General features: G+C 70.4%; 24 protein-coding genes and 1 tRNA gene. 20 read left to right on the top strand and 5 right to left on the bottom strand.

Annotation, left to right across the window (positions count from 1 at the left end):
* Positions 1-30: 30 nt before the first annotated feature.
* From rsmA to AB0J66_RS10260, 4 genes are all read left to right on the top strand, one after another.
* On the top strand, positions 31-921 hold the full coding sequence (rsmA, locus tag AB0J66_RS10275; RefSeq protein ID WP_364658162.1) for a 16S rRNA (adenine(1518)-N(6)/adenine(1519)-N(6))-dimethyltransferase RsmA: 891 nt from the start codon (positions 31-33) through the stop codon (positions 919-921).
* Between the two features lie 67 nt (positions 922-988).
* Positions 989-1,936 (top strand): 4-(cytidine 5'-diphospho)-2-C-methyl-D-erythritol kinase, encoded by a 948-nt coding sequence (locus tag AB0J66_RS10270; protein ID WP_364658160.1) that lies wholly within the window; start codon positions 989-991, stop codon positions 1,934-1,936.
* A gap of 8 nt (positions 1,937-1,944) precedes the next feature.
* The gene (locus AB0J66_RS10265; RefSeq protein WP_364658158.1) at positions 1,945-3,750 is read left to right on the top strand and encodes an ABC-F family ATP-binding cassette domain-containing protein; all 1,806 of its coding nucleotides are present in this window, start codon (positions 1,945-1,947) and stop codon (positions 3,748-3,750) included.
* Positions 3,751-3,830: 80 nt separating this feature from the next.
* Positions 3,831-4,292, top strand: a complete 462-nt coding sequence (locus AB0J66_RS10260) for a DUF4383 domain-containing protein (protein ID WP_364658155.1) — start codon at positions 3,831-3,833, stop codon at positions 4,290-4,292.
* A gap of 41 nt (positions 4,293-4,333) precedes the next feature.
* On the opposite strand, the gene AB0J66_RS10255 is transcribed toward AB0J66_RS10260, so the two are convergent.
* A complete protein-coding gene (locus AB0J66_RS10255; RefSeq protein ID WP_364658686.1) occupies positions 4,334-4,936 on the bottom strand; it encodes a TetR/AcrR family transcriptional regulator in 603 nt (200 codons plus the stop codon).
* 433 nt (positions 4,937-5,369) lie between these two features.
* Between AB0J66_RS10255 and AB0J66_RS10250 the strand changes: the two genes are divergently transcribed.
* The 9 genes from AB0J66_RS10250 (at position 5,370) to cysN (ending at position 15,146) form a co-directional block, all read left to right on the top strand.
* A tRNA-Gln gene (locus AB0J66_RS10250) sits at positions 5,370-5,440 on the top strand.
* Positions 5,441-5,511: 71 nt separating this feature from the next.
* Entirely contained in the window at positions 5,512-6,972 is a 1,461-nt protein-coding gene (glmU, locus tag AB0J66_RS10245; RefSeq protein ID WP_364658153.1) for a bifunctional UDP-N-acetylglucosamine diphosphorylase/glucosamine-1-phosphate N-acetyltransferase GlmU, read from the top strand.
* Positions 6,973-7,244: 272 nt separating this feature from the next.
* Positions 7,245-8,225: a ribose-phosphate diphosphokinase gene (locus AB0J66_RS10240; RefSeq protein ID WP_364658150.1), complete on the top strand. Its 981-nt coding sequence runs from the start codon at positions 7,245-7,247 to the stop codon at positions 8,223-8,225.
* A gap of 307 nt (positions 8,226-8,532) precedes the next feature.
* Positions 8,533-9,156 (top strand): 50S ribosomal protein L25/general stress protein Ctc, encoded by a 624-nt coding sequence (locus AB0J66_RS10235; protein ID WP_364658147.1) that lies wholly within the window; start codon positions 8,533-8,535, stop codon positions 9,154-9,156.
* A gap of 132 nt (positions 9,157-9,288) precedes the next feature.
* Positions 9,289-9,876, top strand: a complete 588-nt coding sequence (gene pth, locus AB0J66_RS10230) for an aminoacyl-tRNA hydrolase (RefSeq protein WP_364658144.1) — start codon at positions 9,289-9,291, stop codon at positions 9,874-9,876.
* Positions 9,877-10,016: 140 nt separating this feature from the next.
* On the top strand, positions 10,017-11,936 hold the full coding sequence (locus AB0J66_RS10225; RefSeq protein WP_364658142.1) for an exopolysaccharide biosynthesis polyprenyl glycosylphosphotransferase: 1,920 nt from the start codon (positions 10,017-10,019) through the stop codon (positions 11,934-11,936).
* Positions 11,937-11,997: 61 nt separating this feature from the next.
* Positions 11,998-12,882: a 3'(2'),5'-bisphosphate nucleotidase CysQ gene (locus AB0J66_RS10220; RefSeq protein ID WP_364658139.1), complete on the top strand. Its 885-nt coding sequence runs from the start codon at positions 11,998-12,000 to the stop codon at positions 12,880-12,882.
* A 54-nt stretch (positions 12,883-12,936) separates the two neighbouring features.
* Positions 12,937-13,848, top strand: coding sequence for a sulfate adenylyltransferase subunit CysD (gene cysD, locus AB0J66_RS10215; protein ID WP_364658136.1), 912 nt, complete (start codon positions 12,937-12,939; stop codon positions 13,846-13,848).
* On the top strand, positions 13,848-15,146 hold the full coding sequence (cysN, locus tag AB0J66_RS10210; protein ID WP_364658133.1) for a sulfate adenylyltransferase subunit CysN: 1,299 nt from the start codon (positions 13,848-13,850) through the stop codon (positions 15,144-15,146). The genes cysD and cysN overlap by 1 nt, the downstream gene beginning before the upstream one ends.
* Positions 15,147-15,194: 48 nt before the next feature.
* On the opposite strand, the gene AB0J66_RS10205 is transcribed toward cysN, so the two are convergent.
* A complete protein-coding gene (locus AB0J66_RS10205; RefSeq protein ID WP_364658132.1) occupies positions 15,195-16,028 on the bottom strand; it encodes an ATP-binding protein in 834 nt (277 codons plus the stop codon).
* A gap of 96 nt (positions 16,029-16,124) precedes the next feature.
* On the opposite strand from AB0J66_RS10205, the gene AB0J66_RS10200 reads away from it, so the two are divergent.
* From AB0J66_RS10200 to AB0J66_RS10170, 7 genes are all read left to right on the top strand, one after another.
* Positions 16,125-17,126 (top strand): LacI family DNA-binding transcriptional regulator, encoded by a 1,002-nt coding sequence (locus tag AB0J66_RS10200; protein ID WP_364658129.1) that lies wholly within the window; start codon positions 16,125-16,127, stop codon positions 17,124-17,126.
* Positions 17,127-17,202: 76 nt separating this feature from the next.
* Positions 17,203-18,645, top strand: a complete 1,443-nt coding sequence (locus AB0J66_RS10195) for an alpha-N-arabinofuranosidase (protein ID WP_364658126.1) — start codon at positions 17,203-17,205, stop codon at positions 18,643-18,645.
* Complete coding sequence (locus AB0J66_RS10190) at positions 18,646-19,980, top strand: ABC transporter substrate-binding protein (RefSeq protein ID WP_364658123.1); 1,335 nt, start codon at positions 18,646-18,648, stop codon at positions 19,978-19,980.
* Positions 19,970-20,917 (top strand): sugar ABC transporter permease, encoded by a 948-nt coding sequence (locus AB0J66_RS10185; protein ID WP_364658120.1) that lies wholly within the window; start codon positions 19,970-19,972, stop codon positions 20,915-20,917. The genes AB0J66_RS10190 and AB0J66_RS10185 overlap by 11 nt, the downstream gene beginning before the upstream one ends.
* A complete protein-coding gene (locus AB0J66_RS10180; protein WP_364658118.1) occupies positions 20,914-21,738 on the top strand; it encodes a carbohydrate ABC transporter permease in 825 nt (274 codons plus the stop codon). The genes AB0J66_RS10185 and AB0J66_RS10180 overlap by 4 nt, the downstream gene beginning before the upstream one ends.
* A 2-nt stretch (positions 21,739-21,740) precedes the next feature.
* Entirely contained in the window at positions 21,741-23,483 is a 1,743-nt protein-coding gene (locus AB0J66_RS10175) for a family 43 glycosylhydrolase (protein WP_364658115.1), read from the top strand.
* On the top strand, positions 23,480-24,475 hold the full coding sequence (locus AB0J66_RS10170; RefSeq protein ID WP_364658113.1) for a glycoside hydrolase family 43 protein: 996 nt from the start codon (positions 23,480-23,482) through the stop codon (positions 24,473-24,475). The genes AB0J66_RS10175 and AB0J66_RS10170 overlap by 4 nt, the downstream gene beginning before the upstream one ends.
* Here the strand turns inward: AB0J66_RS10170 and AB0J66_RS10165 are convergent.
* Genes AB0J66_RS10165 through galE form a run of 3 tightly spaced genes read right to left on the bottom strand, consistent with a single transcriptional unit; the run spans position 24,472 to position 26,890 of the window.
* The gene (locus tag AB0J66_RS10165) at positions 24,472-24,684 is read right to left on the bottom strand and encodes a hypothetical protein (RefSeq protein WP_364658110.1); all 213 of its coding nucleotides are present in this window, start codon (positions 24,682-24,684) and stop codon (positions 24,472-24,474) included. The two genes, AB0J66_RS10170 and AB0J66_RS10165, sit on opposite strands and share 4 nt — an antisense overlap.
* Positions 24,685-24,725: 41 nt before the next feature.
* Positions 24,726-25,874 (bottom strand): galactokinase, encoded by a 1,149-nt coding sequence (gene galK, locus AB0J66_RS10160; protein WP_364658107.1) that lies wholly within the window; start codon positions 25,872-25,874, stop codon positions 24,726-24,728.
* 14 nt (positions 25,875-25,888) lie between these two features.
* Positions 25,889-26,890 carry a UDP-glucose 4-epimerase GalE gene (galE, locus tag AB0J66_RS10155; RefSeq protein ID WP_364658104.1) on the bottom strand — a complete coding sequence of 334 codons (1,002 nt, stop codon included), beginning with the start codon at positions 26,888-26,890 and terminating at the stop codon, positions 25,889-25,891.
* Positions 26,891-27,000: the final 110 nt, after the last annotated feature.

Genomic DNA, 27,000 nt, shown 5'->3' with positions numbered 1-27,000 from the left:
GCGGCGGCCCTCCCCGTAGGCTCTGAACCCATGGCTGACGCACTTCTCGGCCCGGCGGAGATCCGGGAGCTGGCCGCCCGCCTCGGCGTGGCGCCGACCAAGAAGCTCGGCCAGAACTTCCTGCACGATCCGAACACGATCCGGCGCATCGTGGCCGCGGCCGGTCTGCGGCCGGAGGACGTGGCGCTGGAGGTGGGGCCGGGGCTGGGTTCGCTCACCCTGGGCCTGGTCGGCGCGGTGCGGCACGTGCACGCGGTGGAGATCGATCCGCGGCTGGCCGAGGCGCTGCCGGGCACGGTGACCGACGCCCATCTGACCGTGCACAACGCCGACGCGCTGCACGTGCGGGCGGCGAGCTTCGACCCGCCGCCGACGATGCTGGTGGCCAACCTGCCGTACAACGTGGCGGTTCCGGTAGTGCTCAACCTGCTGGCCGAGTTGCCGACGCTGCGCGGCGGCCTCGTCATGGTGCAGAAGGAGGTCGCGGATCGGCTGGTGGCTGGTCCCGGCTCCAAGGTGTACGGGGTTCCGTCGGTGAAGCTGGCCTGGTACGCAGAAGCCCGCTCGGCCGGGAAGGTGCCGCCGGCGGTGTTCTGGCCGGTGCCCAATGTGGATTCCGGGCTGGTCGCCTTCACCCGTCGTACACCTCCGGGTGACGTCGATCGATCGGAGGTGTTCGCTGTCGTGGATGCGGCTTTCGCCCAGCGCCGCAAGACCCTGCGGGCCGCCCTGTCGGGCTGGGCCGGCGGGGCCGACCGGGCCGAGAGACTGCTGGTGGCGGCCGGGATCAGCCCGCAGGCCCGCGGTGAGTCCCTGACCGTCGAGCAGTTCACCGCCATCGCCGCGGCGGCCAAACTCTCGCCCCCCGGCGGTAAGCTCAGCCCGACCGGAAGCCAGCAGCGGGAAGAGGTTGACTCGTGACAGCGGAGACATCCGAGTTCGTCATGGGGGCGCCCGCCGACGGACTCCCGATCCGGGACGTCGCTCCGTGACCGAGGCGTGGGGGCCGGACGATGACGAGCCGCGCCGGCACAGCGGGCCGGTGCGGGTGCGGGTCCCCGCGAAGATCAACCTTCATCTCGGGGTCGGGCCGTTGCGGGCCGACGGCTTCCACGAGCTGAACACCGTCTATCACGCGATCAGCCTCTTCGACGAGCTGACCGCGCGGGCCGGTGACACCCTGACCCTGACCATGGAGGGTGAGGGCACCGGCACGCTGGAGCTCGACGAGAGCAACCTGATCATCCGGGCCGCCAAGGCGCTCGCGCAGCGGACCCGCCAGCCGGCGTACGCGCGGTTGCACCTGCGCAAGAGCATCCCGCTCGCGGGCGGGCTGGCCGGCGGCAGCGCCGACGCCGCGGCCACGCTGATCGCCTGTGACCTGTTGTGGGGTACCGGGCTGTCCCGCGACGAGCTGGCCGAGGTCGGCGCGACTCTCGGTTCCGACATTCCCTTCCTGCTGCACGGCGGTACGGCGCTGGGCACCGGCCACGGCGAGACGGTCAGCCCGATCCTGGCCCGGCCCACCACGTGGCACTGGGTGCTCGCCGTGGCCGACGGCGGTCTCTCCACCCCGGCCGTCTACCGCAAGCTGGACGAACTGCGGGCGAGTTCCTTCCCGCCGAAGGCGCTGGGCGACCCCGACGAGCTGATGACCGCTCTGCGGCAGCGTGACCCCGAGGTGCTCGGCGCCGCGCTCGGCAACGACCTGCAGCCGGCCGCGCTCGCGCTGCGGCCCGAGCTGGCCGAGGTGCTCGACGCCGGGCGGCAGGCCGGGGCGGTGGCCGGTCTGGTCTCCGGGTCGGGCCCGACCTGCGTATTCCTGGCCACCGACGCGGCCCACGCGGGCCGGGTGGCGGCCGGGCTGAACGCGGCCGGGGTCTGCCGGGAGGCGGTCACCGCGCGCGGGCCGATGCCGGGCGCGCGGGTAACGTAGACGCCATCGTGGCTAACATCATCAACCTCGACCGGGTCTCCAAGGGCTACGGCGCCGCCGGTCAACTGCTCACCGACGTCTCTCTCGGCCTCGACGACGACGCCCGCGTCGGCATCGTCGGCCTCAACGGGGCGGGCAAGTCGACCCTTCTCCGCCTGCTCGCCAAGAGCGAGGAACCCGACTCGGGCCGGGTCACCCACCGGCGCGACGTGCGGGTCGCCACCCTCCCGCAGAGCCTCACCCTGGCCGCTGAGGCGACCGTGCGCGACGTCGTGCTCGGCACCGCCTGGCTGTCCGAGGGCATGGGGGCCGAGCACGAGTGGGCCGGTGACGCCGGCGTGCGGGCCATCCTCGACGGCCTCGGCATGGGCTACCTCGGCCTGGACACGCCGGTCGGCCCGATGTCCGGTGGCGAGCGCCGCCGGGTGGCGCTGGCCGCGCTGCTCGTGCGCGAGAGCGACCTGCTGATCCTCGACGAGCCGACCAACCACCTGGACGTGGCCGGTGTCGACTGGCTCGCCCGCTACCTGCTGACCCGCCGGGGCGCGCTCGTCGTGGTCACCCACGACCGGTGGTTCCTCGACGCCGTCTGCACGGCGACCTGGGAGGTCGTCGACGAGCAGGTCCACCTGTACGAGGGTGGGTACGCGGCCTGGACGCTGGCCCGGGCCGAGCGCCAGCGGGTCGCCGCCGTCATCGAGTCCCGCCGGCAGAACCTGCTGCGCAAGGAGATCGCCTGGCTGCGGCGGGGCCCGCCGGCGCGGACGTCCAAGCCGCAGTTCCGGATCGACGCCGCGAACGCGCTGATCGCCGACGTGCCACCGGTGCGCGACACCGTCAGCCTGCAGAAACTGGCCACCAGCCGGCTCGGCAAGCAGGTCTACGACCTCGAGGACGTGACCCTCAACGCCGGCCCGAAGCCGATCTTCAAGGGGCTGACCTGGCAGGTCGGCCCGGGTGACCGGTTCGCGATCCTGGGCGCCAACGGGGCCGGCAAGACGACGCTGCTGCGGCTGCTGGCCGGGGTCACCAAGCCCGACGGCGGGCGCCTGGTCACCGGCTCGACGGTGCGGCCGGCCTTCCTGTCCCAGGAGCTCAAGGAGCTGCCGGGCCATCTGCGCCTGCTCGAAGCGGTCGAGGAGGTGGCCAAGCGGGTCAAGCTGGGCGACCGGGAGCTGTCGGCGGGCCAGTTGGCCGAGGTGTTCGGCTTCACCGACAAGCGGATCTGGACGCCGGTCAGCGACCTCTCCGGTGGTGAGCGGCGGCGCCTGCAGCTGCTGCGCCTGCTCGCCACCGAGCCGAACGTGCTGCTGCTCGACGAGCCGACCAACGACCTCGACACCGATACCCTGGCCGCGCTGGAGGACCTGCTCGACTCCTGGCCGGGCACGATGATCGTGGCCAGCCACGACCGGTACCTGGTGGAGCGGGTCACCGACACCGCGTACGGGATGTTCGGCGACGGCCGCCTGGTGCACCTGCCCGGTGGGATCGACGAATATCTCTCACGCGCGGCCACGGGGCTCGGTCCCCCGGCGGGCGGTGCTCCGGGCGTACAGCCGAAAAGCGCGGAAAGCGCGAGTGGCCTTTCCGCGGCCGAGGTCCGGCAGGCTCGCAAGGATCTGGCCAAGCTCGAGCGGCAACTGACCAAGCTCGACGAGCGCGTGCTCAAGATCAACGAGAAGCTGGCCGACCACGGCAGCGACTACGACAAGATCGTGGAGTTGGACGCCGAGCTCAAATCGGTACAAGAGGAACGGTCCGCGGTCGAGGAGGCCTGGCTGGAGCTCGCGGAGCAGGTGCCCGGAAACTGATCCGGGGGGTGTGCCTGCGCCGCTTGACCGGGATACGCGAGAATCGGCGTGTACAACACCTGACCTTGGAGACGGACACCATGGCGCACACTCCGGTAAACCACCCGCTGCGGCCGCTGTACCGCGCGCTCGGCCTCCTGGTCGGCGCCTACCTGGTGGTGTTCGCGATCATCGGGTTCATCCAGACCTCCGGCGAGAGCTTCACCGGCGACAACGGCGAGCGGGTCATCGGGCAGGGCACCAACCTGCTCTGGTCGATCATCTCGCTCGTCTTCGGCGCGATCGTCCTGGCCACCGCCGTGCTCGGCCGCAACCTGGACGTGGAGGCCTACAAGTACGTCGGCTGGGCGCTGCTGGTCCTCGGCAGCTACGAGCTGGCCACCAACCGCACCGACGCCAACTTCTTCGGCTTTACGATGTCCACGGTCGTCGTGACGTACCTGGCCGGCGTGATCCTCATCCTGGCCGGCCTGTACAGCAAGGTCGCGGCGCCCAGCAAGGCCGGCGCCCCGCGCCAGGTCCGCGAGGGCCGCACCGCCTGACCGGTTCTTGTGCGAAGGCCCGCCGTCCGGCGGGCCTTCTTTCATTTGACCTTACGGGTGATCAGGCTCGGTTTCGGCTCCAGGTGGGACAGGCCGTTCCAGGCCAGATTGACCAGGTGGGCCGCGACCATCTCCTTCTTCGGCTTGCGGGCCTCCCGCCACCACTGGCCGACCAGCGCCACCATGCCGACCAGGGCCTGCGAATAGAGCTCGGCGAACTTCGGGTCGAGATCGCGGCGGCGGAACTCGTCACCCAGGATGTGCTCCACCTGGTGGGCCACGTCGTTCATCACGCTGGAGAAGGTGCCCGCGGACGACAGCGCCGGGGACTCGCGCACCAGCACCTGGAAACCGTGCGGCTCCTGCTCGATGTAGTCGAGCAGGGCCAGCGCCGCCTGCTCCAACAGCTCACGAGGGTCACCCGCGGTCAGCGCGGTCGCGATCCGGTCGAGCAGCCCGCGGACCTCACGGTCCACGACCACCGCGTACAGACCCTCCTTGCCGCCGAAGTGCTCGTAGACCACCGGCTTGGAGACCTTGGCCCGAACGGCGACCTCCTCCACGCTAGTGGCGTCGAAGCCACGCTCGGCGAAGAGCTGCCGGCCGATCGCGATGAGTTGCTCGCGGCGCTGAGCGGCCGACATGCGGATGCGAGGGGCTGCCGCGTCCGGCCGCTGACGCCGGGGGCGCCCGCCGGTGGCGTCATCAGGATCCGTCACCGGGCCATAGTGTCAGCCTTCAGTCTGGTCAAGGGTGGCGGTGGGGCGTGGAACGCGTCGCCGGGCGTGTGATGCCGATCGGGTGGCCTCGGTGGGGCGACCCGATGTGGGCCGGTGTTGTCGGGGTTCCGGCGGAGTCGTTCCGGCGGGCCACCGAGAAGACGCACAATCCGTCCACGGCTCGGCGGAATGTCGGGGACTCTTATCGGGGCTGCCTGGTCGTCTATGTGCCCAAGTCGTCCCGGCCCTATGGGGAGGTTGAGGGAGTCATGCGCGGGATCGCGGCGAGTGGGGACCGGTGGCGTGCCGCTAAGATGTGACCGGCGGATGGATCCCTCTGGGGGTATGTCCGAAATAGTCCCGGATCGTCTAATGGTAGGACCGCGGCTTTTGGTGCCGTTTATAGGGGTTCGAATCCTCTTCCGGGAGCAGTCTGTCCGCGGCTGTGTTGGCGCCGCCTCTCTGCGTAAATCTCTCTACTGCGAGCAATGGAGTACCGCGTGAGCCAGGCCCCTCGTCGAACTGTTGTTGTTCTTGCCGCCGGGGAAGGGAAGCGGATGAAGTCCGCTACGCCCAAGGTGCTGCACCCGCTGCTCGGCCGCACCCTGGTCGGGCATGTGCTGGCCGCGGCCGAGCCGGCCGGGGCGGAGCAGGTCATCGTGGTCGTGGGGCACAAGGCGGACCAGGTCAAGGAGCACCTGGCTGAGGTCGCCCCGGCTGCGGTGCCGGTGCTCCAGGCCGAGCAGAACGGCACGGGTCATGCCGTACGCATCGCGCTCGAGGCCGTGCCCGAGGCGACCGGCACGGTCGTGGTGCTCAACGGTGACGTGCCGCTGCTGCGGCCGGAGACGGTGTCGAGCCTGATCGAGGCGCACGAGGCCGGGCAGCGGGGCGCGACCGTGCTGGCGGCCGAGGTGCCCGACCCGACCGGCCTGGGCCGTATCGTGCGCGACGCCGCCGGCAACCTGGAGCGCATCGTCGAGGAGCGGGACGCGTCGCCCGAGGTCAAGGCGCTTCGCGAGATCAACGCGGGGATCTACGCGTTCGACGTGGTGTCGCTGCGGGAGGCGCTGTCCAAACTTTCCACCGACAACGACCAGGGCGAGGAGTACCTCACCGACGTCTTCGGGCTGCTCGCCTCGTCGGGCGACCCGGTCGGTGTGTTCGTGGCGCCGGACGCGCAGGAGACGCTGGGCTGCAACGACCGGGCCGAGCTGGCCAAGCTGCGCGCGCTGCTGCGCGACCGGGTGAACGAGGCCTGGATGCGCTCCGGGGTGTCGATCCTGGACCCGTCGACGACCTGGATCGACGTGACCGTGACCCTGGCCCCGGACGCCGAGATCGACCAGAACTCGCAGCTGCTCGGGGCGACCAGTGTGGCCGCCGGGGCCATCGTGGGCCCCGACACGACGCTGATCGACACGACCGTGGGCGCGGGGGCCGTGGTCCTGCGTACCCACTCGATCGGCGCCCGGATCGGCGACGAGGCGACCGTCGGGCCGTTCTCGTTCCTGCGGCCGGGCACCGAGCTGGGCCGCAAGGCCAAGGTCGGCGGCTTCGTGGAGACGAAGAACGCCGAACTGGGCGACGGCGCCAAGGTGCCCCACCTGTCGTATGTGGGCGATGCCACGATCGGCGCCAAGTCGAACATCGGGGCCGGCACGATCTTCGCCAACTACGACGGCGTCAACAAGAACCACACCACGGTCGGCGAGGCCGCGTTCGTCGGCTCGGACACGGTGCTGATCGCCCCGACGACCATCGAGCCGGGGGCGTACGTGGCGGCCGGCAGCGCGATCCAGGGCACCGTGCCCGCGGGCAGCCTCGGTGTGACCCGGGCGCCGCAGCGCAACGTGGAGGGCTGGGTGGCCCGCCGCCGGGCCGGCACGGTGTCGGCAGCCGCCGCGGAGCGGTTCGAGGCGGCCAAGGCCCCGGAAGGCGAGATCTCCGACGCCGAATAGGTCCGGCCGGTGGGGTATCTGCGGGAAGCTGTGGGTACCCAGGTGGGTGGCGGCTATCCGACACCACGGGCCATCGGCGAGCCGGATCGGTGATGATCCGGGTGCGCTGGGTGGTCCGGCGACGGCCGGGTGAACCCGTTCTGACCTGGAGTGATCCGCCGGGGGTGAGGCATCCCACCCGCCGCCCGCGTAACGTGGCGGTTCGGTGGCCTCGGGGGATACTTCACTCGATCACATCCCCACCCCCTCGATCCAACGGGAGTAGCGAGCCGATGGGCAGCATCGTCGCGGAGAACCGTAAGAGTCTGATGCTTTTCTCCGGACGTGGTTTCCCGGAGCTGGCGGACGAGATCGGCCAGGTGCTCGGCGTCGCGCCGACCCCCGCCGACTCGTACGAGTTCGCCAACGGTGAGATCTTCGTCCGGTTCAAGGACTCGGTCCGGGGCTCGGACGCGTTCGTCGTGCAGTCGGTCACCGAGGGCGTGAACCGCTGGGTCATGGAGACCCTGATCATGATCGACGCGCTCAAGCGCGGGTCGGCCAAGCGGATCACCGTGGTGCTGCCGTTCTACCCGTACGCGCGTCAGGACAAGAAGCACCGCGGCCGCGAGCCGATCTCGGCCCGCCTGGTGGCCGACCTGCTCAAGACGGCCGGGGCCAACCGCATCCTCACGGTCGACCTGCACACCGCGCAGATCCAGGGCTTCTTCGACGGCCCGGTGGATCACCTGTTCGCCATGGACATCCTGGCCGAGCACGTGCAGAAGAAGTACGCGGGCCGCCCGATGACCGTGGTCGCGCCCGACTCGGGCCGGGTGCGGGTGGCCGAGCGCTGGACCGACCGGCTGGGTGGGTGCCCGCTGGCCTTCATCCACAAGACCCGTGACCCGCTCAAGCCCAACCAGGTCGTGGCCAACCGCGTGGTCGGCGAGGTCGAGGGCCGGGTCTGCCTGATCGTCGACGACATGATCGACACCGGCGGCACCATCACGAAGGCGGCCGACATCCTCTGGGACGAGGGCGCGGCCGATGTGATCGTGGCCTCGACGCACGCGCTGCTCTCCGACCCGGCGACCGAGCGGCTCAAGAACAGCCGGATCACCGAGCTGGTGGTGACCAACACGCTGCCGCTGCCGCCGGAGAAGCGACTCGACAAGATCACTGTGTTGTCCATCGCCCCGCTGCTGGCCCGGGCCATCCGCGAGGTCTTCGACGACGGCTCGGTGACCACGCTGTTCGGCGGTCTCAGCTAGGGATTTTGAAACCTCGCACGGGTGAAGTTTGCGCGGAGTGCCGTAGCAGGCCGGACCCGCTGAGGAGTGCGCTCAGGCTGTGGGTAAGATAGTGCGGTTGCCACGGCGAGGGTGTCCCGCGGCCTGCTGAGGTTCGCAGCCATTCGGGGGCACCGTGATCGACGCGGTGCTCCGGGCCTGTGCCCAGCGCGCCCCCTTGCCCGGCAGCGCCGACGACGGCCTCCAGCACGGATGGCGGCCGATCACCACACTGCCGCAGCACGCCGACTTAGACGCAGCCCGATCGAAGAGTTTCAGGAGTTTCCCCGTGTCCGAGGTAAAGATCAGCGCCGAGCCCCGCACCGAGTTCGGCAAGGGTGGTGCCCGCCGCACGCGCCGGGCCGGTTTGGTGCCCGCCGTGCTTTACGGCCACGGCGAGAAGCCGCAGCACATCGCGCTGCCGGCCCGTGAGTTCGCCGCCGCGATCCGGCACGGCGGTCTCAACCAGGTTTTCACGATCGACATCGCGGGGGCCGCGGCGACGCTGGCCCTGCCCAAGGCGATCCAGCGTGACCCGATCAAGGACACGTACGAGCACGTGGACCTGATCATCGTCAAGCGGGGCGAGAAGGTCCAGGTCGACGTCCCGGTCAACGTGACCGGCGAGGCCGCCCGCAACACCCTCGTCGTGCACGAGTCCAACACCCTGGCCGTCGTGGCCGACGCGCTGCACCTGCCGGGTGGTCTCGACGTCTCGATCGAGGGCCTCGAGGCCGGCGCGCAGGTCACCGCCGCCGACGTGACCCTGCCCGAGGGTGTCGAGCTCGCCGTCGAGCCCGACTTCGTGCTGGCCATCGTCTCCCAGGCGCAGACCGCCGAGCAGCTCGAGGGCGGCGACGCCGAGGGCGGCGAGACCGCGGCCGAGGGCGAAGAGGCTCCCGCCGCGGAGTAACAACGTCGGGCCCAGTCGGACCGAAGCAGTGATCGGGGAAAGTGCCGTGGGCACTTTCCCCGATATGCGTATGGAGAAGCCTTCAGTCCGTTTTGGGGCGGCGGCGGGGTGGTTGGATGGGGAGCAGGAGCAATGACTGAGGACGCGCCGTGGCTGGTGGTCGGCCTGGGCAATCCGGGCAAGGAGTACGCCGGCAACCGGCACAACGTGGGTTTCATGGTGGCCGACCTGCTGGCGTCCCGGGTGGGCGCCAAGTTCGGCCGGTCCAAGCGCGCTCACGGTGAGGTGGCCGAGGGCCGGCTCGGTTTCGGTGGCCCGAAGCTGGTGCTGGTGAAGCCGCTGACGTTCATGAACCTGTCCGGCAATGCCGTCGTCTCGCTGGCCCAGTTCTTCAAAGTGCCGGTGTCGAACGTGATCGCCGTGCACGATGAGCTTGATGTGCCCTTCGGGCAGGTGCGAGCAAAGCGTGGCGGTGGTGAGGGTGGCCACAACGGTCTTCGTTCCATGTCGAAATCGCTGTCGAGCAAGGAGTACGCGCGGGTCCGGTTCGGGGTCGGCCGTCCGCCGGGACGGCAGGATCCGGCCGATTACGTGCTCTCCGACTTCTCCGGCGCGGAGCGCAAGGAGCTGGACTTTCTCATCGACCGGGCGGCCGACGTGGTGGAGGCCATCGTGCTCGAGGGCGTCGAGTGGGCGCAGAACAAATACCACGGCGGTTGATCTAGCGGGACGGGAACGGATAGATCATTTGGGCGGTTTTGTCCGTCTCCCGGTCCCGTGACGCTCTCGACCGTCCGTCCGTTGGTCACACGTACGCACCGGTTCGGTGCGGTTTGACCGCCGGACGGGGGAGGATCGGGATGCGGCAGGACCTGTCCGCGCCGCGGGAGTCGGTGCTGACCGAACCGACCGTGCTGCTGCCGGAGATCGAGGCGCCCGAGGGCTTCGGACCGGCCAACCATCCGCCGGCCAACCTCGGCCCGCGCACCGGGCCCCGAAAGGCCAACTCCAAGATCCCGGCGCCGGTGGTGCCGCTGAGCCCGCCGCCGGCCGGCTCGGGCTCGCGCCCCCGCCCGGAATGGCCGGTCAATCCGGCCCACGCGCCGGTCAATCCCGGCCCGGCGTCGGTCCGCCCCGGCCCTGCGCCGGTGAGCCCCGGCCACGCGCCGGTCAGTCCGGCGGTCGCGCCGGCCGGGCCCGGCCCCACGCGGCCGTCGAAGCCGGACAACGCGCCGCCGCGGGCCGGGCGGGAGGCCGTGGACCCGGGGCGCAACCAGGCGATCGACCGGCACTGGTCGCAGCGGCGTAACCGGTCGGGCGCGGCCCGGCCCGCCACCCGCCCGTTCGTGCGGATCCGGGGCCGGCACGCGGCGATGTCGCGGCGCCAGCGCTGGGAGCGCAGCTACGTCCGCACGCTGGTGCTGTGCGACCTGATCGCGGGCACGGCGGCCGGCGCGACCGCCTTCGGACTGCGCTTCGGCGACGAGGTGACCACCTACAACCGCGCCTACGTGATCCTTTCGGCCCTGCTGCCGGTGCTGCTGCTGGCCGTGCTGGCGGTCTCCCGGGCGTACGAGCGGCGCTACCTGTTCGTGGGCACCGACGAATATCAGCGGGTGCTCCGGGGCGGGGTCGGCCTGATCGCCGGGGCGGCCCTGGTTTCGTACGCCCTCGATCTTGACCTGGCCCGGAGTTATGTCCTGGCCGCCCTGCCGACGGCGATCGTGTCCTCGGCGGTGCTGCGTTTCGCGCTGCGCAAGCGGCTGCATCTGGCCCGGGCCCGCGGCGAGAGCCTGCGGCGGGTGATCCTGGTCGGTCACGAGCTGTCGATCATCGGGATGGCCCGGCAGCTGCGTCGGGAGCGGTACCACGGGCTCGAGGTGGTCGGCGCCTGCCTGCCGCATGGGCACGACGGCGCGGGGATCAACGGCCCGGTCGTCTACGGCACGTTCGACGACGTGGCGAGCGCGGTCGAGCAGGCCGACGCGGACACCGTGGTCGTGCTGAGCTGCCCCGAGCTCGACGGCGACCAGCTGCGCCGGCTGGCCTGGCAGCTCGAGCGCGACGAGGTCGACCTGGTGGTGGCCAGCGCCCTGGTCGACGTGGCCGGGGCCCGCACCACGATCCGCCCGTTCGACGGGCTGCCGATGCTGCACGTCGAGCATCCGCGGCTGCACGGCGGTTCGCGGCTGGTCAAGGAGGTGGTGGACCGGCTGGGGGCGCTGGCCCTGCTCCTGGTCTTCGGCCCGCTGCTGCTGGGGGTCGCCCTGTGTGTGCGGGTCACGTCCCGGGGGCCGGTACTCTTTCGTCAGGTACGGGTGGGGCGTGACGGCCGCCACTTCCGCATCTTCAAGTTCCGCAGCATGTATGTCGATGCCGAGGCACGCTTGAGCGAGCTGCGGCATCTCAACGAGCACGACGGGGTGCTCTTCAAGATCCGAGACGATCCGCGGGTGACCCCGGTCGGGCGATATCTGCGCCGGTTCTCCCTGGACGAGCTGCCTCAGCTGCTCAACGTGGCGCTGGGACAGATGTCGCTGGTCGGTCCCCGGCCGCCGCTTCCGGCCGAGGTCGCGGCCTATGCCGACGACGTGCGGCGCCGGCTCGCCGTCAAGCCGGGCATGACGGGCCTGTGGCAGGTTTCCGGACGTTCGGATCTACCGTGGGAGGAAGCGGTCCGCTTGGACCTGCGCTATGTGGAGAACTGGTCGCTGAGTTTGGACCTGGTGATCCTGTTGCGCACCATGACCGCAGTGGTGCGGTCATCCGGGGCGTACTAGAGGATCGGCCTTCAGACCGCTTAAGGGCGGCGGTGAGGCGGTCGGATGGGGAGAAAAACAGATGGGCGAGCGGACAGAGACGTCGGCGCGCGTGATCTCGCAACGGGAAGACCCGGTCACCGCCCCGGTGACCGACGCCGCCTTCGCCCGCTGGCTGGCCGACAAGGCCGGTCAGGTGCTGCTTCAGGTGCGCGAGGAGCTGGGGTACGCCGACGGCGCCGCCCTCAAGGCGGCCGGTGACAAGGCCGCGCACGACCTGATGAAGGCCGAGCTGGCCCGCTGGCGCCCGGCCGACGCGGTGCTGTCCGAGGAGGACGAGCACGCCCGGACCGCCTGGCGCGACGGCGAGCCGGGCAGCGTGCGCCCCGAGCGGCTGAACGCGGGCCGGGTCTGGATCGTCGACCCGCTCGACGGCACCCGTGAGTTCTCGGAGCAGGGCCGGTCGGACTGGGCCGTGCACGTCGCCCTCTGGACCGCCGACTGCGGCAGCCCGGCCTGCCTGGCCGCGGGCGCGGTGGCCATGCCGGCCCAGCACCGGACCATCGCCACCGATCACCCGCCGGCCTACCCGCCGCTGCCGCTGGAGTCGGCCACCGGCGGCCCGATCCGGATCGCCGCCAGCCGCACCCGGCCGCCGGCCTTCGTGACCACCCTGGCCGAGGAGCTCGGGGCCGAGCTGGTGCCGATGGGCTCGGCCGGCGTCAAGATCGCCGCGGTGATCAACGGCGACGCCGACGCGTACGTGCACGCGGGCGGCCAGTACGAGTGGGACTCGGCCGCGCCGGTCGCTGTGGCCTTGGCCACCGGCTTGCATGCTTCCCGTATCGACGGTTCTACGCTGAGATACAACGAGGCCGACCCTAAGTTGCCGGACCTGGTGGTGTGCCGTAAGGATCTCGCTCCTCGGTTACTTGCAGCGTTGCAGCGTCACCTTCCGTCAAAATGACGGTTCTCCCCCTGTAACAGAGCCGCAGAGCCCCGGAAAGGTCTGGATACACCGATGAGCCAGACAAAGCCGTACCGCGTCTCGCATCTCGATGCCCTCGAAGCCGAGGCGATCTTCGTGATGCGTGAGGTCATGGCCGAGTTCGAGCGCCCCGTCCTGCTGTTCTCGGGGGGCAAGGACTCGATCGTCATGCTGCGCCTGGCCGAGAAGGCCTTCGCCCCGGCCCGCATCCCCTTCCCGGTCATGCACGTCGACACCGGGCACAACTTCCCCGAGGTGCTCGACTACCGCGACACCCGGGTCGCCACCCTCGGCCTCAACCTGGTCGTGGCCAGCGTCCAGGAGGCGATCGACACCGGTCTGGTCCGCGAGCTGCCCGACGGCACCCGCAACCGCATCCAGACCCCGGTGCTGCTGGCCGCGGTCGAGAAGTACCGCTTCGACGCCCTGTTCGGCGGCGCCCGGCGCGACGAGGAGAAGGCGCGCGCCAAGGAGCGCATGTTCAGCTTCCGCGACGAGTTCGGCCAGTGGGATCCGAAGAACCAGCGCCCCGAGCTGTGGGCGCTGTACAACGGGCGGCACCACCCCGGCGAGTCGATCCGGGTCTTCCCGCTGTCCAACTGGACCGAGCTGGATGTCTGGCACTACATCGCCAAGGAGCGGATCCCGCTGCCGAGCATCTACTACGCCCACGACCGCGAGGTCGTCGAGCGCAGCGGGATGTTCTACGCGGTCAACGAGTTCATCCAGCTCCGCGACGGCGAGACGTCGCAGGTCCGCCGGGTGCGGTACCGCACGGTGGGCGACGCCTCGCAGACCGCGGCGGTGCTCTCCGAGGCCGACACGGTGGAGAAGGTGATCGACGAGGTCGCCGCGACCCGGATCACCGAGCGCGGCGCGACCCGCGGTGACGACAAGGTCAGCGAGGCCGCGATGGAAGACCGCAAGCGAGAGGGTTACTTCTGATGAGCCAGGCCGTCCTGGAGAACGAGACGGCGCCGTCGGCGCGCATGGACCTGCTGCGGTTCGCCACGGCGGGCAGCGTCGACGACGGCAAGTCCACCCTGATCGGGCGTCTTCTGTACGACACCAAGACGATCTTCGCCGACCAGTTGGAGGCCGTGGAGGCGGCCAGCGCGTCGCGCGGCGACGAGTACACCAACCTGGCGCTGCTCACCGACGGCCTGCGGGCCGAGCGCGAGCAGGGCATCACGATCGACGTCGCCTACCGCTACTTCGCCACCCCGCGGCGCAAGTTCATCATCGCCGACACCCCGGGGCACATCCAGTACACGCGGAACATGGTCACCGGCGCCTCCACCGCCGACCTGGCGCTGATCCTGGTCGACGCGCGTAAGGGCCTGGTCGAGCAGTCGCGCCGGCACGCGTTCCTGACCTCGCTGCTGCGGGTGCCCCACCTGGTGCTCTGCATCAACAAGATGGACCTGGTCGACTGGGACAAGGCGGTCTACGACCGGATCGCCGACGAGTTCACCTCGTTCGCGGCCAAGCTCGAGATCACCGACCTGACGATCATCCCGGTGTCGGCGCTCAACGGCGACAACATCGCGTCGCGCTCGGAGAACAGCCCCTGGTACGACGGGCCGTCGCTGCTGCACCACCTGGAGCACGTGCACATCGCCAGCGACCGCAACCTGGTCGACGTGCGCTTCCCCGTGCAGTACGTGATCCGCCCGCAGTCGACCACGGTCACCGACTACCGCGGTTACGCCGGTCAGGTCGCCTCGGGCGTGCTCAAGCCGGGCGACGACGTGATGGTGCTGCCCTCCGGGCTGACCAGCAAGATCGAGGCGATCGACACCGCCGACGGCCCGGTCGACGAGGCGTTCCCGCCGATGTCGGTCACGGTCCGGCTGGCCGACGAGATCGACATCTCGCGCGGGGACCTGATCTGCCGCCCGCACAACGCGCCCGCGGTGGCCCAGGACATCGAGGCGATGGTCTGCTGGATGGACGAGTCGGCGCCGCTGCGCGTCGGCGGGAAGTACGCCATCAAGCACACCACCCGCTCGGCCCGGACCGTCGTGCGTGGCCTGCAGTACCGGCTGGACGTCAACACGCTGCACCGGGACGAGGCGGCCGGCGAGCTCAAACTCAACGAGATCGGCCGGGTGCGTCTGCGCACCACCGTGCCGCTGCTGGCCGACGAGTACCGGCGCAACCGCACCACCGGCGGCTTCATCCTGATCGACGAGTCGACCAACCGTACGGTCGGCGCCGGAATGATCATCGAAGCCCAGTAAAGGTCGGCACCCGTGGCCGTCCGGTGTCGCCGGGCGGCCACGAACGTTTCAAAGACGCGGCATGTCGTGTCGGCTGGTCCCGGTCTTGCCCGCCCGCGGCGACTTCAGCGTCGCCCAGACCACCTTCCCGGTACGGGTCGGCAGCGTGCCCCACGCCGTCGCGGCGCCGTCGACGAGCCGCAGCCCCAGCCCGCGCTCGTCGAGCGGCCGGTCCCGGCGCACCCGGCTCTGCTTGATCAGGTGGGGCAGGTCGGGGCAGAGGTCGGCCACGCTCATGTGCAGACCGGGACCGCGCTTGCTGACCACCACCGTCATCTCGGTCCGGGCGTGCTCGACCACGTTCGTGACCAGCTCGGACATGACGGTGCGGCTGGTGTGCAGCAGCTCCGGCAGGCCCCAGGCGAGGCTGGCGTCGCTGACCAGGTTGCGGGCGATGCTGGGGGCCTCCGGGTCGGGCCGCAGGATCCGGGTCAGGCGTTCGGTCAGCGGCAGCCGGCTGGCGATGGCCACCCGGGCCTGCCTGACCTTGGCGTAGACGGGCAGGTGGTTGCGGGCGCCGAGGCGCTGCAGCCGGTCGGCCAGCGGCAGGGTGGGCGGGACGCACAGGGCCAGCTCGACGGGTGGTTCCATGGCCGCGGCGGTGAGCCGGGCGGTCATCCAGGTCGGCGCGCTGAGCGCGCGCGGATCGTCCAGGCCGGAGAGGTCCACGATGATGGCTTCGGGATGCCCGGCCAGGCATTTGTGCAGACGCTCGGTCGTACGCTGCCACAGCGCCCGGTCCCAGGCGCCGATGACGGTCAGCAGAGCGACTGACGCGTCGACATCGCTTTCGAGGTGCACGGCGGACTCCTCGGCCGGCAGACACGCTGCGCTCAGGGACATGCCGTCACGGTAATCGCGAATGCAGATCCATGAGGTGACGCTTAGCTCCGCCGGGTGATCGGACTTAAGTACTGCAACGTTGTATAGTCCAGTTCCGTGCCGCCGGGCCTCAAGGATGTCGCCGCGCGGGCCGGTGTCTCGATCAAGACGGTCTCCAATGTCGTCAACGGATACGTGCACGTGGCCCCGGCGACGCGCGCCCGGGTGCAGGCGGCCATCGAGGCGCTCGGTTACGTGCCCAACATGGCCGCCCGTCAGCTGCGCAGCGGCCGGTCCGGGGTGATCGCCCTGGCCGTGCCCGAGCTCCAGTCGCCGTACTTCGCCGAGATCGCCGGGTTGATCGTGCAGGCGGCCGAGCAGCGCTCCTGGACCGTCCTGATCGACCAGACCGACGGGCAGGCCGAGCGCGAGCGCAACCTGGTGGCCGGGCTGCGCCGGCACGCCATCGACGGGCTGATCTTCAGCCCGCTGGCGCTGGCCGGCGAGGAGCTGGCGCACGAGGGCGGGACCCCGATGGTGCTGCTGGGCGAGCGGGTCTGGCACGGGCCGGCCGATCACGTGGCGATCGACAACACCGCGGCCGCGGCCGACGCGACCCGGCACCTGTGCTCGCTGGGGCGGCGGCGCATCGCCGCCATAGGGGTGCAGGACCGGCCGTCGGCGGTGACCGCGCGGCAGCGGCTGGCCGGCTACCGCTCGGCGCTGGCCGAGGCCGGGCGGCCGGCCCTGGAGATGCCGGTGGAGAGCTTCCACCGGGCTGACGGCGCGGCCGCGATGGCCCGGTTACTCGACGAGGGTGAGCGGCCGGACGCGGTCTTCTGCTTCAACGACCTGCTCGCCCTGGGCGCGATGCGCACCCTGGCGGAGCGGGGCCTGAGCGTGCCCGGCGACGTCGCGGTGATCGGCTTCGACGACATCGAGGACGGGCGTTTCTCCACGCCGACGCTGAGCACGATCTCGCCCGACGCGCCGCGGATCGCCCAGCTCGCCGTCGACCTGCTCGCCGAGCGGCTCGGCGACGGGAGCGCCGCGGCCGGGGCGCCGCGCGAGCTGCGGGTCGATCACCGCCTGGTGATCCGCGAGAGCACCGCGGGCTGACCAAGTTACCGCTGTATTTCGTAACGTTTACATGCCTCTCTTTACAACGATGAATGCAACGTTGTAAAACCTAGGCATGGCAGTGGCGCACCTCACTCTCGATCCCGCCTTCGCGATCGCCCCGGTCGACCGGCGGCTCTTCGGCTCCTTCGTGGAGCACATGGGCCGCTGCGTCTACACCGGCATCTTCGAACCCGGTCATCCCACCGCCGACGACGACGGCCTGCGCGGCGACGTGCTCGAGCTGGTCCGCGAGCTCGGCGTCAGCACCGTCCGCTACCCGGGTGGCAACTTCGTCTCCAACTACCGCTGGGAGGACGGCGTCGGCCCGCGCGGCGACCGGCCCCGCCGGCTCGACCTGGCCTGGCGGGCCCTGGAGAGCAACGCCTTCGGGCTGAACGAGTTCATGCGCTGGGCCGGCCTGGCCGGCGTCGAGCCGATGATGGCGGTCAACCTCGGCACCCGCGGCGTCGAGGCCGCGGCCGAGCTGGTCGAGTACTGCAACCTGCCGGACGGCACGGCCGCCGCCGACCTGCGCCGCAAGCACGGCGTGGCCCGGCCGCACGACGTGAAGCTGTGGTGCCTGGGCAACGAGATGGACGGTCCGTGGCAGATCGGCAGCCTCACCGCCCGGGAGTACGGCCGGCTCGCGGCCCGGGCCGGGCACGCCATGAAGCGGGTCGACCCGAGCATCGAGCTGGTCGCCTGTGGCAGCTCCAACTCGGGCATGCCGACGTTCGGGGCCTGGGAGGCGACGGTCCTGGAGGAGGCGTACGACCAGGTCGAGTACGTCTCGCTGCACACCTACTACGACCCCGAGAAATACGACGAGGCCAGCTTCCGGGCCTCCGCCGTGGATCTCGACGGGTTCATCGACGACGTCGTGGCCACGGCCGACTTCGTCCGGGCCAAGCTCCGCAAGACCAAGCGGATCAAGCTCTCGCTCGACGAGTGGAACGTCTGGTACCAGTCCCGCTTCACCGAGCCCGAGGACCGGGCCATCGAGGAGCTGCCGGCGCTGATCGAGGACGACTACGACGACACCGACGCCATGGTCGTGGGCAACCTGCTGATCAGCATGCTGCGCCACGCCGACCGGCTCGCCGTCGGCTGCCAGGCGCAGCTGGTCAATGTGATCGCCCCGATCCGGACCGAGCCGGGCGGCCGGGCCTGGCGGCAGAGCATCTTCCACCCGTTCGCGCACACGGCCCGGCTGGCCCGCGGCACGGTGCTGCGCCCCTCACTGACCGCGCCCTCGATGAGCGGCGGGCGCTTCGGCGACGTGCCGGCCGTCGACGCCGTGGCCACCCACGACGAGGAGACCGGCGCCCTCACCGTCTTCGCCGTCAACCGTGGCACCGAGCCGGTGCCGCTGACCCTCGATGTGCGGGCCTTCCCGCGGCACCGCCTGACCAAGCACCTGACGGCCACCGGCGAGCAAGCCCTCACCGGTTCGGCCGAGATCGTCCTCCCGCCCGTCTCCTGGCACGCCCTGTGCCTTACTCCCGAGGAGTCATAGATGAACCTTCAATTCTCCCGCCGGGGCCTGCTCGGCCTCGGCGCCGGCGCCGGCGGAGCCCTGCTCCTGGGCGCGTGCGGCGACAGCGGACCGAACGAGAAGGTGACCGGCGGCGGGCAGAACGCCGCCCCCGCCGCGACCGCCTACACCGGCCCCAACGTCGCCCTGGCCTTCTGGAACGGCTTCACCGGCGGTGACGGCCCGTTCATGAAGAAGCTGGTCGACCAGTTCAACACCGAGCACCCGAACATCAAGGTCTCGATGAACACCTACCAGTGGGCCGACTACTACCAGAAGGTGCCGGCCGCGGTCGCCACCGGCAACGGGCCCGACGTCGGCATCATGCACGTCGACAACGTGGCCACCAACGCCGCCCGCGGTGTCATCCTGCCGCTGGAGGACCTGGCCAAGGCGCTGAACTTCAAGGCCGAGGACTTCTCGCCGCCGGTGTGGAACGCGGGCGTCTACAACAACACCCGCTACTCGATCCCGCTCGACGTGCACCCGCTCGGCTTCTTCTACAACAAGACCGTCATGGAGAAGGCCGGCCTCGACCCGTCGAAGCCGCCGACCACCGACGAGGAGTACAAGGCCGCCCTGGAGCAGATGAAGGCCAAGGGCATCCAGGGCGACTGGGTCACCCCGTTCGAGTTCACCGGCAGCATGCAGTTCCAGTCCCTGCTGTGGCAGTTCGGTGGCAACCTCTTCGACGACCAGGCGACCAAGGCGCTCTACGCCGAGCAGCCCGGTGTGCAGGCGCTGACCTGGATGACCGACCACGTCAAGAACGGCTGGAGCCCCAAGAACGTCGCCCAGGACGCCGACCTGGTGGCCTTCCGCAACGGCAAGAACGCGTTCAACTGGAACGGCATCTGGACGATCAACACGCTCAAGGAGGACAAGAACCTCCAGTGGGGTGTGGCGCCGCTGCCGCAGATCGGGACGCAGAAGGCGGCCTGGGCCGGCTCACACCAGTTCGTGCAGTTCAAGCAGAAGGCCAAGGACGACAACAAGCTGACCGCGGGCAAGGTCTTCATCAACTGGATCAGCCAGCACTCGATCGAGTGGGCCAAGGGCGGCCAGGTGCCGGCCCGGGCCGAGATCCGCAACGGCGCCGAGTTCAAGGCGCTGCCGGAGCAGTCGGCGATCGGTTCGCAGATCGATTACCTGCACTTCCTGCCCCCGAAGCCGGGCATCGCGGACGCGATGGCGACCGTGGTCACCGCGATCAACGAGGCCGTCCTCGGCCGCAAGGAGCCGGCCAAGGCGCTGTCCGACGGCGCCGCCAAGGCCAACCAGCTCCTCGAGCAGAACGCGAAGAAGTATGGCAGCTGACCTGGCTCTCCGAGAGCAGGCGAAGACGGAGACGCGCGCCGGGGGCCCGGCCCGGCGCACCGGCGCGCTCACTCCGTACCTCTTCGTCCTGCCGTATTTCGTGGTCTTCGCGACCTTCGTGCTGGCGCCGGCGGTGTACGGCCTCTGGATCAGCCTGCACGACTGGGACTACCTGCTGCCCGGCAAGCCGTTCGTGGGGCTCGACAACTACCAGGCGCTGTTCGACTCGAACTCGGCCGTCTTCAGCTTCTTCTGGGAGAGCATGTCGGCCACCGGGATCTTCACGGTCCTCAGCGTGCCGCTCCTGCTGACCATCCCGCTGCTGATCGCGTTGCTGCTCAATCGCCGCTTCCCGGGCCGGACCTTCTTCCGCGCGGTCTACTTCGCCCCGTACGTCCTGGGTGTGGCCGTGATCGGCGTGCTCTGGCGTTTCCTGCTCGATCCGAACCTGGGCGCGGTCAACGCCATCCTCGACGCGATCGGGCTGCCGGGTGACACGCCGTGGACCACGGCGCTGCCCTGGGGCTGGGTCACGCTCGTGGGCGTGACGGTCTGGTGGACGCTCGGCTTCAACGCCGTGATCTACCTGGCCGGCCTGCAGGACATTCCCCGGGAGCTGTACGAGGCGGCGCGCATCGACGGCGGCGGCAAGTGGGCCGAGTTCCGCCACGTGACGCTGCCCGGTCTGCGCCCGGTGCTGCTGTTCGTCACCGTCAACACGATCCTCGTCTCGGCCAACATGTTCGGCCAGTCCTACCTGATCACGCAGGGAGCACCGGGCACCGAGACCCGCACCGCGATCATGTACATCGCCCAGGTCGGCCTGGCCGACTACAAGATGGGCAGCGCCGCCGCGATGAGCTACCTGCTCACCGTGGGCCTGCTGCTGATCAGCGCGATCGTGTTCCGCCTGTTCCGGGAGAAGGACGCATCATGAGCCGCGTCAAGCCGGTCGCCTGGTACACCGTCCTCATCGGACTCAGCCTGATCTTCATCGCGCCCGTCGTGTGGATGGTGCTCACGGCGTTCAAGACGCCCGGCGAGGCGACCCGGGTGCCGCCCACGGTCTTCCCGCAGGAGCCCACCACCAGCGCCTTCGACACGCTCATGGGCAACGACCAGACGCCGGTGCTGCGCTGGTTCCTCAACAGCGTGCTGGCTGCCACCGGACAGGCCGTGCTGGTGCTGGCGATCGCGTCGATGGCCGCTTATGCCCTGGCCCGGATGGAGTTCCGCGGCAAGCGGCTGATCTTCGGCATGATCATCGCGACGCTCTTCATCCCGAGCTTCGTGCTGATCATCCCGAACTTCCTGATCGTCGACCGCTTCGGCTGGCTGGACACGTTGTGGGCGCTGATCATCCCCGGTGCGGCCGGCGCCTTCGGCGTCTTCTTCCTGCGGCAGTTCTTCCTCAGCCTGCCGCGCGAGCTGGAGGAGGCGGCACTGATCGAGGGGGCCAACTCGTGGCAGATCTTCACCAAGGTGGTGCTGCCGCTCTCCAAGCCGGCGCTGGCCACGCTGGCGGTGATCAGTTTCCTGACCAACTGGAACGACTTCATCTGGCCGATCTACGTGCTGTTCAGCCCGGAGGTCTTCACACTGCCGCCGGGCCTGGCGATCCTGCAGGGCGCCTACACGATCAACTACCCGGTGATCATGGCGGGCGCGCTGGTGGCCAGCATTCCGGTGCTGCTGCTGTTCATGGTGGCGCAGCGCTACGTGATCGAGGGTGTCTCCCGCTCCGGCCTGAAAGGATGATCATGAGACGTCTGCTGGCCGCTGCGGCGGCGCTGCTCCTCCTCCCCGCTCTTACCGCGGCCGCGAAACCCGGCACCGCGGGTTCCGGCACTGCCGCCGCGAAGCCCGGCACCGAGGCCGCTGGAAAGCCGGGCCCCGCGGGCGGGAATCCGATCTCGGCCTCCTTTGCCGACACCTTCGCCGACCCCGTGATCGTCCGCGGTGACGACGGGCTCTACTACGCCTACGGAACGACCGACCCGCTGCGTGAGGGTGAGCACACCCCGCACCGCATCCCGATGGCCCGCTCGGCCGACCTCAAGCGATGGACCTACGTCGGTGACGCTTTCGGCGCCGATGCCAGGCCGCCCTACGCCGCCTCGAACGCGGCCTTCTGGGCACCGGACGTCCGCAAGATCGGCAACCGCTGGGTCATGTACGTGACCGTCACCGAGACCACGGTGGCCGAGGGCGCGTCGGCGATCGGCGTGGCTACCGCGCCCAAGCCGACCGGCCCGTGGACCTTCGCCCCGGAGCCGGCCGTACCGCCCCGCGCGGCTCCCGGCGGCGGCTGGTGGTGGACCTTCGACCCGGCCCAGCTCACCACCCCCGACGGCCGCAAGTACCTCTACTACGGCAGCTACTTCGGCGGCATCTGGGTCAGCGAGCTCACCGCCGACGGCCTGCGCATCACTGGCACACCGACCCAGGTCGCCATCGACAACAAGTTTGAGGGCGCGTACGTCGTCCGCCGCGATGGCTGGTATTACCTGTTCGCCTCCTCGGCCAACTGCTGCGCGGGCCCGACGACCGGCTACTCGGTCTCGGTGGGCCGTTCGCGCAGCCCGCTCGGCCCGTTCACCGACCGCGACGGTCTGCGCCTCGACGTGTCCCGCGCGGGCGGCACCCCGGTGATCGCGCCGAACGGCAACCGCTGGGTCGGCACCGGCCACAACGGACTGGTCACCGATCGGCGCGGGCAGGACTGGTTCGTCTACCACGCGATCGACCGCGCGGACCCGTACCTCGACGAACCGTTCGGGATCAACGAGCGGCCGATGCTGCTCGACCGCCTCGACTGGATCGGCGGCTGGCCGACGGTCAACCGGGGCGCTTGGGCGTCCGACGGGCCGAGCGGCACCGCGGTCACGCCGGCGCCGGGCCGGGTGCTCTATTCGAACGAGTTCAACTCGCTCGGCGCCGGCTGGGACTTCGTGCGGCCCGACCCGGCCGTGACGACCACCGGGGGAGCGCTGCGCTGGCCGGTGCAGGGCGCCGATCTGACCGGCACGAGCAACAGCGCCGGGGTGCTGCTGCGCGACCCGCCGGCCGGATCGTGGATCGCCGAGACGAAGCTGACGCTGCCGCTGGGCGAGGACACGGTCCGCAACTATCAGCAGGCCGGGCTCATCGCGTACAGCTCGGATGATCTTTTCGCCCGGCTCAGCGCGGTCGCGATCTGGAACACCCGGCAGGTCGAGTTCGGCAAGGAGATGCCGTACGCGGGTGCGCTGTCCTACGGCGGCACGATCGCCGGCACGCCCGGGCTCGAGACGACGTGGCTGCGGCTGGCCCACCGGGTCGACCGCACGAACGGCGAGCACGAGTACCGCGCCGGGGTCAGTCGCGACGGCAAGCACTGGACCTGGGGTGGGGTGTGGACGCTGCCCGCGGACAGCACGCCGCGGATCGGGCTGATCGCCCACGGCGGAGCCGAGCCGCCGGTCACCGCTTCGTTCGACTACCTGCGGTTCTACCGGTGGTGAGACGGTTTCTCCCGTTGGTGGCCGTGGCGGCGCTGCTCATGGGCTGCGACGCCACGGCCACCTCTTCCTCAGGGGGCAAAGTGGACACCTTTACCAATCCTGTGTTCGGCGAGAACTTCCCCGATCCGGGGGCGCTGCTCGTCGACGGCACCTGGCACGCGTACGGGACGAACGGCCCTTCGGGCAACGTCCCGATCCTGACCTCGACGGATCTCGTGCACTGGACCCCGGCGGGGGACGCGCTGCCGCAGGTCGGTAAGTGGGCCGAGCGGGGCAACACCTGGGCGCCCGAGGTGATCGAGGGACCGGGCGGCACCTACCTGCTGTATTACACGGCCCGCTCGACCGCGACGGGGCGGCAGTGTGTCGGCGTCGCGGTGGCCGGCGCGCCCGGCGGCCCGTTCACCGACGACGCCGCCGAGCCGCTGGTCTGCCAGGCCGAGGAGGGCGGGTCGATCGACGCCAGCCCGTACCTCGACGAGTCCGGTGGGCGCTGGCTCTACTGGAAGAACGACGGCAACGCGATCGGGCAGCCGACCTACCTATACGGCGCGCGGCTGAGCGAGGACGGTCGCAAGATCGTGGGTGAGTCCAAGCGGCTGCTGCGCAACGACGCCGAATGGGAGGCCCACGTCATCGAGGCGCCGCAGATGGTCCGCCACGACGGGAAGCTTTACCTGTTCTACTCGGCGAACGCGTTCGACGCCGACGCGTACGCCCTGGGCTATGCGACCTGCGAGGGCCCCCTGGGCCCGTGCGTCAAGGCCGCGGAGAACCCCATCCTGCGCTCCTCGGCCGCGGCGGCCGGCCCCGGTCACGGCTTCCTCGTCACCCTGCCCGGCGGCGCCACCTGGATGCTCTACCACGCCTGGCCCGACGGGGCCGTGGGCAGCGTCGCCCCCGGCCGGCAGCTGTGGCTCGACCGGGTCGACTGGGTGGACGGGCGCCCGGTGGTCAAGGGGCCGACCGCGGAGGCCCAGCCGGTGCCCTAAGAGTTCTTGTCTTCCTCGTGCCGGTGGCGGCCGCCCTCGGCCACTTCCTCGATCGCCTCGACGATCGAGCCGGTCAGGTCGCCGGCCGGCACGGCGATGCTCTCGCCGAAGCCCTCGTCTGGCTTCCGCTCGGGCTCCGGCGCGGTGCCGTCCCCGGCGAAGCCGAACTCGTTGGGCTCGTCCTGCTCTGTTTCCCGTGGTGTGGTCATGTCCCTGCGCATACCCGCAGGGACATGACCTGAAGCGTTCCCTAGGCGGTGATGGCGGTCGCGCCGGGGCCGGCGGTGACGGTCCAGCACGTGGGGGCGGTGAAGCCCCGTTCGGCGTAGGCCGCCTCGACGGCCTCGGTGGTGGCGGCGGCGCGGTCGGCCTCGATGAGGGCGAGGACGCAGCCGCCGAAGCCGCCACCGGTCATCCGGGCGCCCAGGGCGCCCGCGGCCAGGGCGGCCTCGACCGCGACGTCGACCTGGGCCACGGTGATCTCGAAGTCGTCGCGCATCGAGGCGTGGCCGGCGGTCAGCACCGGGCCGATCTCACGGACCCGGCCCGCGTGCAGCAGCGCGACCGTGTCGAGCACCCGCTGGTCCTCGGTGACGATGTGGCGCACCCGGCGGCGCATCACGTCGTCGTCCAGGCGGGCCAGGGCGTCGTCGAGTTGGTCGACCGCGACGTCGCGCAGGGCGGTGACGCCCAGGATGGCGGCCGCCTCTTCGCACGACTTGCGGCGGGCGCCGTACTCGCCGTCGACGTGCTGGTGCGGGGCGTTGCTGTTGATGACCAGGATGGCCAGGCCCTCGGCGGCCAGGTCGAACGGGATCTGCTGGACCTCGTACGACCGGCAGTCGAGGAAGAGGGCCTTGCCCTCCTGGCAGCGGATCGAGGCCGACTGGTCCATGATGCCGGTGGGCGCGCCCACGTAGACGTTCTCGGCCCGCTGGGCGAGCGACGCCCGGCGGTCGAGCGGCACGTCGAGCCCGCCCAGGTCGACCAGCGCGGTCAGCACGGCCGACTCCAGGGCGGCCGAGGAGGACAGGCCGGAGCCCAGCGGCACCTCGGAGGCGAGCGCGATCTTCGCGCCCGGCACCTCGTGGCCGGCGTCGGCCAGGGCCCAGACGACCCCGGCCACGTACGCGGCCCAGCCGGTGATCTGGCCGGGCTCGGTCGGGCCGAAGCTGACCGCCTCGTCGGTGAACGTGGAGCAGACGGTCCACTCGCCGGCCGGGGCCGGGCTGACCGCGGCCACCGTGCGCTGGGGGAGCGCGAAGGGCAGGACGAAGCCCTCGTTGTAGTCGGTGTGCTCGCCGATCAGGTTGACCCGGCCGGGAGCGGCCCAGAGGCCGGCCGGCTCGGTGCCGAACTGCTTGCGGAACGCCTCGACGGCGTCATTAGCGATAGACATGGCCTTCAGTCCGATTAAGGGCGGTCGGTGGGGTGGTTGGACGGGGCCACGTGCTTGCGGTAGAAGGTCCAGGCGTCGCCGATCATGTCCTGCAGCGTGTTCTTCTGCGGGACCCAGCCGAGGTCCTCGCGGGCGCGGGCCGAGGAGGCGACCAGGGTGGCCGGATCGCCCTCACGGCGCGGGGCGATCTCGACCGGCAGCTCGGCCCCGGTGACCTCGCGGGCCACCTCGACGACCTCGCGGTTGGAGAAGCCGTTGCCGTTGCCGAGGTTGTAGATGCGGTGCTCGCCCGGGGTGGCGGCGTCCAGCGCGAGGAGGTGGGCGCGGGCCAGATCCTCCACGTGGATGTAGTCGCGCACGCAGGTGCCGTCGGGCGTGGGGTAGTCGTCGCCGAACAGCTGCAGCTTGTCGCGCTTGCCGGCGGCGGCCTGGAGCGTGATCGGGATGAGGTGGGTCTCGGGATCGTGACGCTCGCCGATCTCGTGGCCGTCGTGGATGTAGGCTCCCGCGACATTGAAGTAGCGCAGCGACACCGCGGCGAGGTTGTGCGCGAACGTCTCCGAGGTGAGCGCGTAGTCGAAGGCCAGCTTGGTGGCGCCGTACGTGTTGGTGGGCGCCTTGGCCGCGTTCTCGGTGATCGGCAGCTCGACCGGGTTGCCGTAGACGGCGGCGGTGGAGGAGAAGATGACCCGCGGCACCCGGGCGGCGCGGATGGCGTCGAGCAGGGCCAGCGACTTCACCACGTTGTCGTGCCAGTACACCTCGGGCTTGGTCATCGACTCGCCGGCCTGGATGAGCCCGGCGAAGTGCAGCACCGCGTCGAAGCCGGCCTCGGGGGTCAGCACCTGGGCGGCGTCGGCGATGTCGGCTTGGACGAAGGCGGCGTCCGGCGCGACCGCCTCGCGGAAGCCCCGGACCAGACTGTCCAGGACGACGACCTCGTGGCCGGCGTCGAGCAGCAGCCGGCTGGTGATGCTGCCGACGTAGCCGGCGCCCCCGGTGACGAGCAGTTTCACGGTGCGGTTCCCCTTAGCTGAGGCCTTTTCAGTCCAGCTTACGTTCTACCATTTTCGAACTAAAGTCAACACCTTCAAACATCAGACGATTGGCCTTCAGGCGTTTTCAG

It is taken from the genome of Actinoplanes sp. NPDC049598, from assembly GCF_040675435.1.
Classification (GTDB): Bacteria; Actinomycetota; Actinomycetes; order Mycobacteriales; family Micromonosporaceae; genus Actinoplanes.
The sequence above is the reverse complement of the archived record's forward strand: the minus strand, read 5'-3'. Positions and strand labels throughout refer to the sequence as shown.

Excerpts from the sequence above, each read along its gene's own strand:
- rsmA (WP_364658162.1), top strand. The coding sequence starts at position 31 with ATGGCTGACGCACTTCTCGGCCCGGCGGAGATCCGGGAGCTGGCCGCC.
- AB0J66_RS10260 (WP_364658155.1), top strand. The coding sequence starts at position 3,831 with ATGGCGCACACTCCGGTAAACCACCCGCTGCGGCCGCTGTACCGCGCG.
- AB0J66_RS10255 (WP_364658686.1), bottom strand. The coding sequence starts at position 4,936 with ATGTCGGCCGCTCAGCGCCGCGAGCAACTCATCGCGATCGGCCGGCAG.
- AB0J66_RS10240 (WP_364658150.1), top strand. The coding sequence starts at position 7,245 with ATGGGCAGCATCGTCGCGGAGAACCGTAAGAGTCTGATGCTTTTCTCC.
- pth (WP_364658144.1), top strand. The coding sequence starts at position 9,289 with ATGACTGAGGACGCGCCGTGGCTGGTGGTCGGCCTGGGCAATCCGGGC.
- AB0J66_RS10225 (WP_364658142.1), top strand. The coding sequence starts at position 10,017 with ATGCGGCAGGACCTGTCCGCGCCGCGGGAGTCGGTGCTGACCGAACCG.
- AB0J66_RS10220 (WP_364658139.1), top strand. The coding sequence starts at position 11,998 with ATGGGCGAGCGGACAGAGACGTCGGCGCGCGTGATCTCGCAACGGGAA.
- cysD (WP_364658136.1), top strand. The coding sequence starts at position 12,937 with ATGAGCCAGACAAAGCCGTACCGCGTCTCGCATCTCGATGCCCTCGAA.
- cysN (WP_364658133.1), top strand. The coding sequence starts at position 13,848 with ATGAGCCAGGCCGTCCTGGAGAACGAGACGGCGCCGTCGGCGCGCATG.
- AB0J66_RS10205 (WP_364658132.1), bottom strand. The coding sequence starts at position 16,028 with ATGTCCCTGAGCGCAGCGTGTCTGCCGGCCGAGGAGTCCGCCGTGCAC.
- AB0J66_RS10195 (WP_364658126.1), top strand. The coding sequence starts at position 17,203 with ATGGCAGTGGCGCACCTCACTCTCGATCCCGCCTTCGCGATCGCCCCG.
- AB0J66_RS10190 (WP_364658123.1), top strand. The coding sequence starts at position 18,646 with ATGAACCTTCAATTCTCCCGCCGGGGCCTGCTCGGCCTCGGCGCCGGC.
- AB0J66_RS10185 (WP_364658120.1), top strand. The coding sequence starts at position 19,970 with ATGGCAGCTGACCTGGCTCTCCGAGAGCAGGCGAAGACGGAGACGCGC.
- AB0J66_RS10180 (WP_364658118.1), top strand. The coding sequence starts at position 20,914 with ATGAGCCGCGTCAAGCCGGTCGCCTGGTACACCGTCCTCATCGGACTC.
- AB0J66_RS10175 (WP_364658115.1), top strand. The coding sequence starts at position 21,741 with ATGAGACGTCTGCTGGCCGCTGCGGCGGCGCTGCTCCTCCTCCCCGCT.
- AB0J66_RS10165 (WP_364658110.1), bottom strand. The coding sequence starts at position 24,684 with ATGACCACACCACGGGAAACAGAGCAGGACGAGCCCAACGAGTTCGGC.
- galK (WP_364658107.1), bottom strand. The coding sequence starts at position 25,874 with ATGTCTATCGCTAATGACGCCGTCGAGGCGTTCCGCAAGCAGTTCGGC.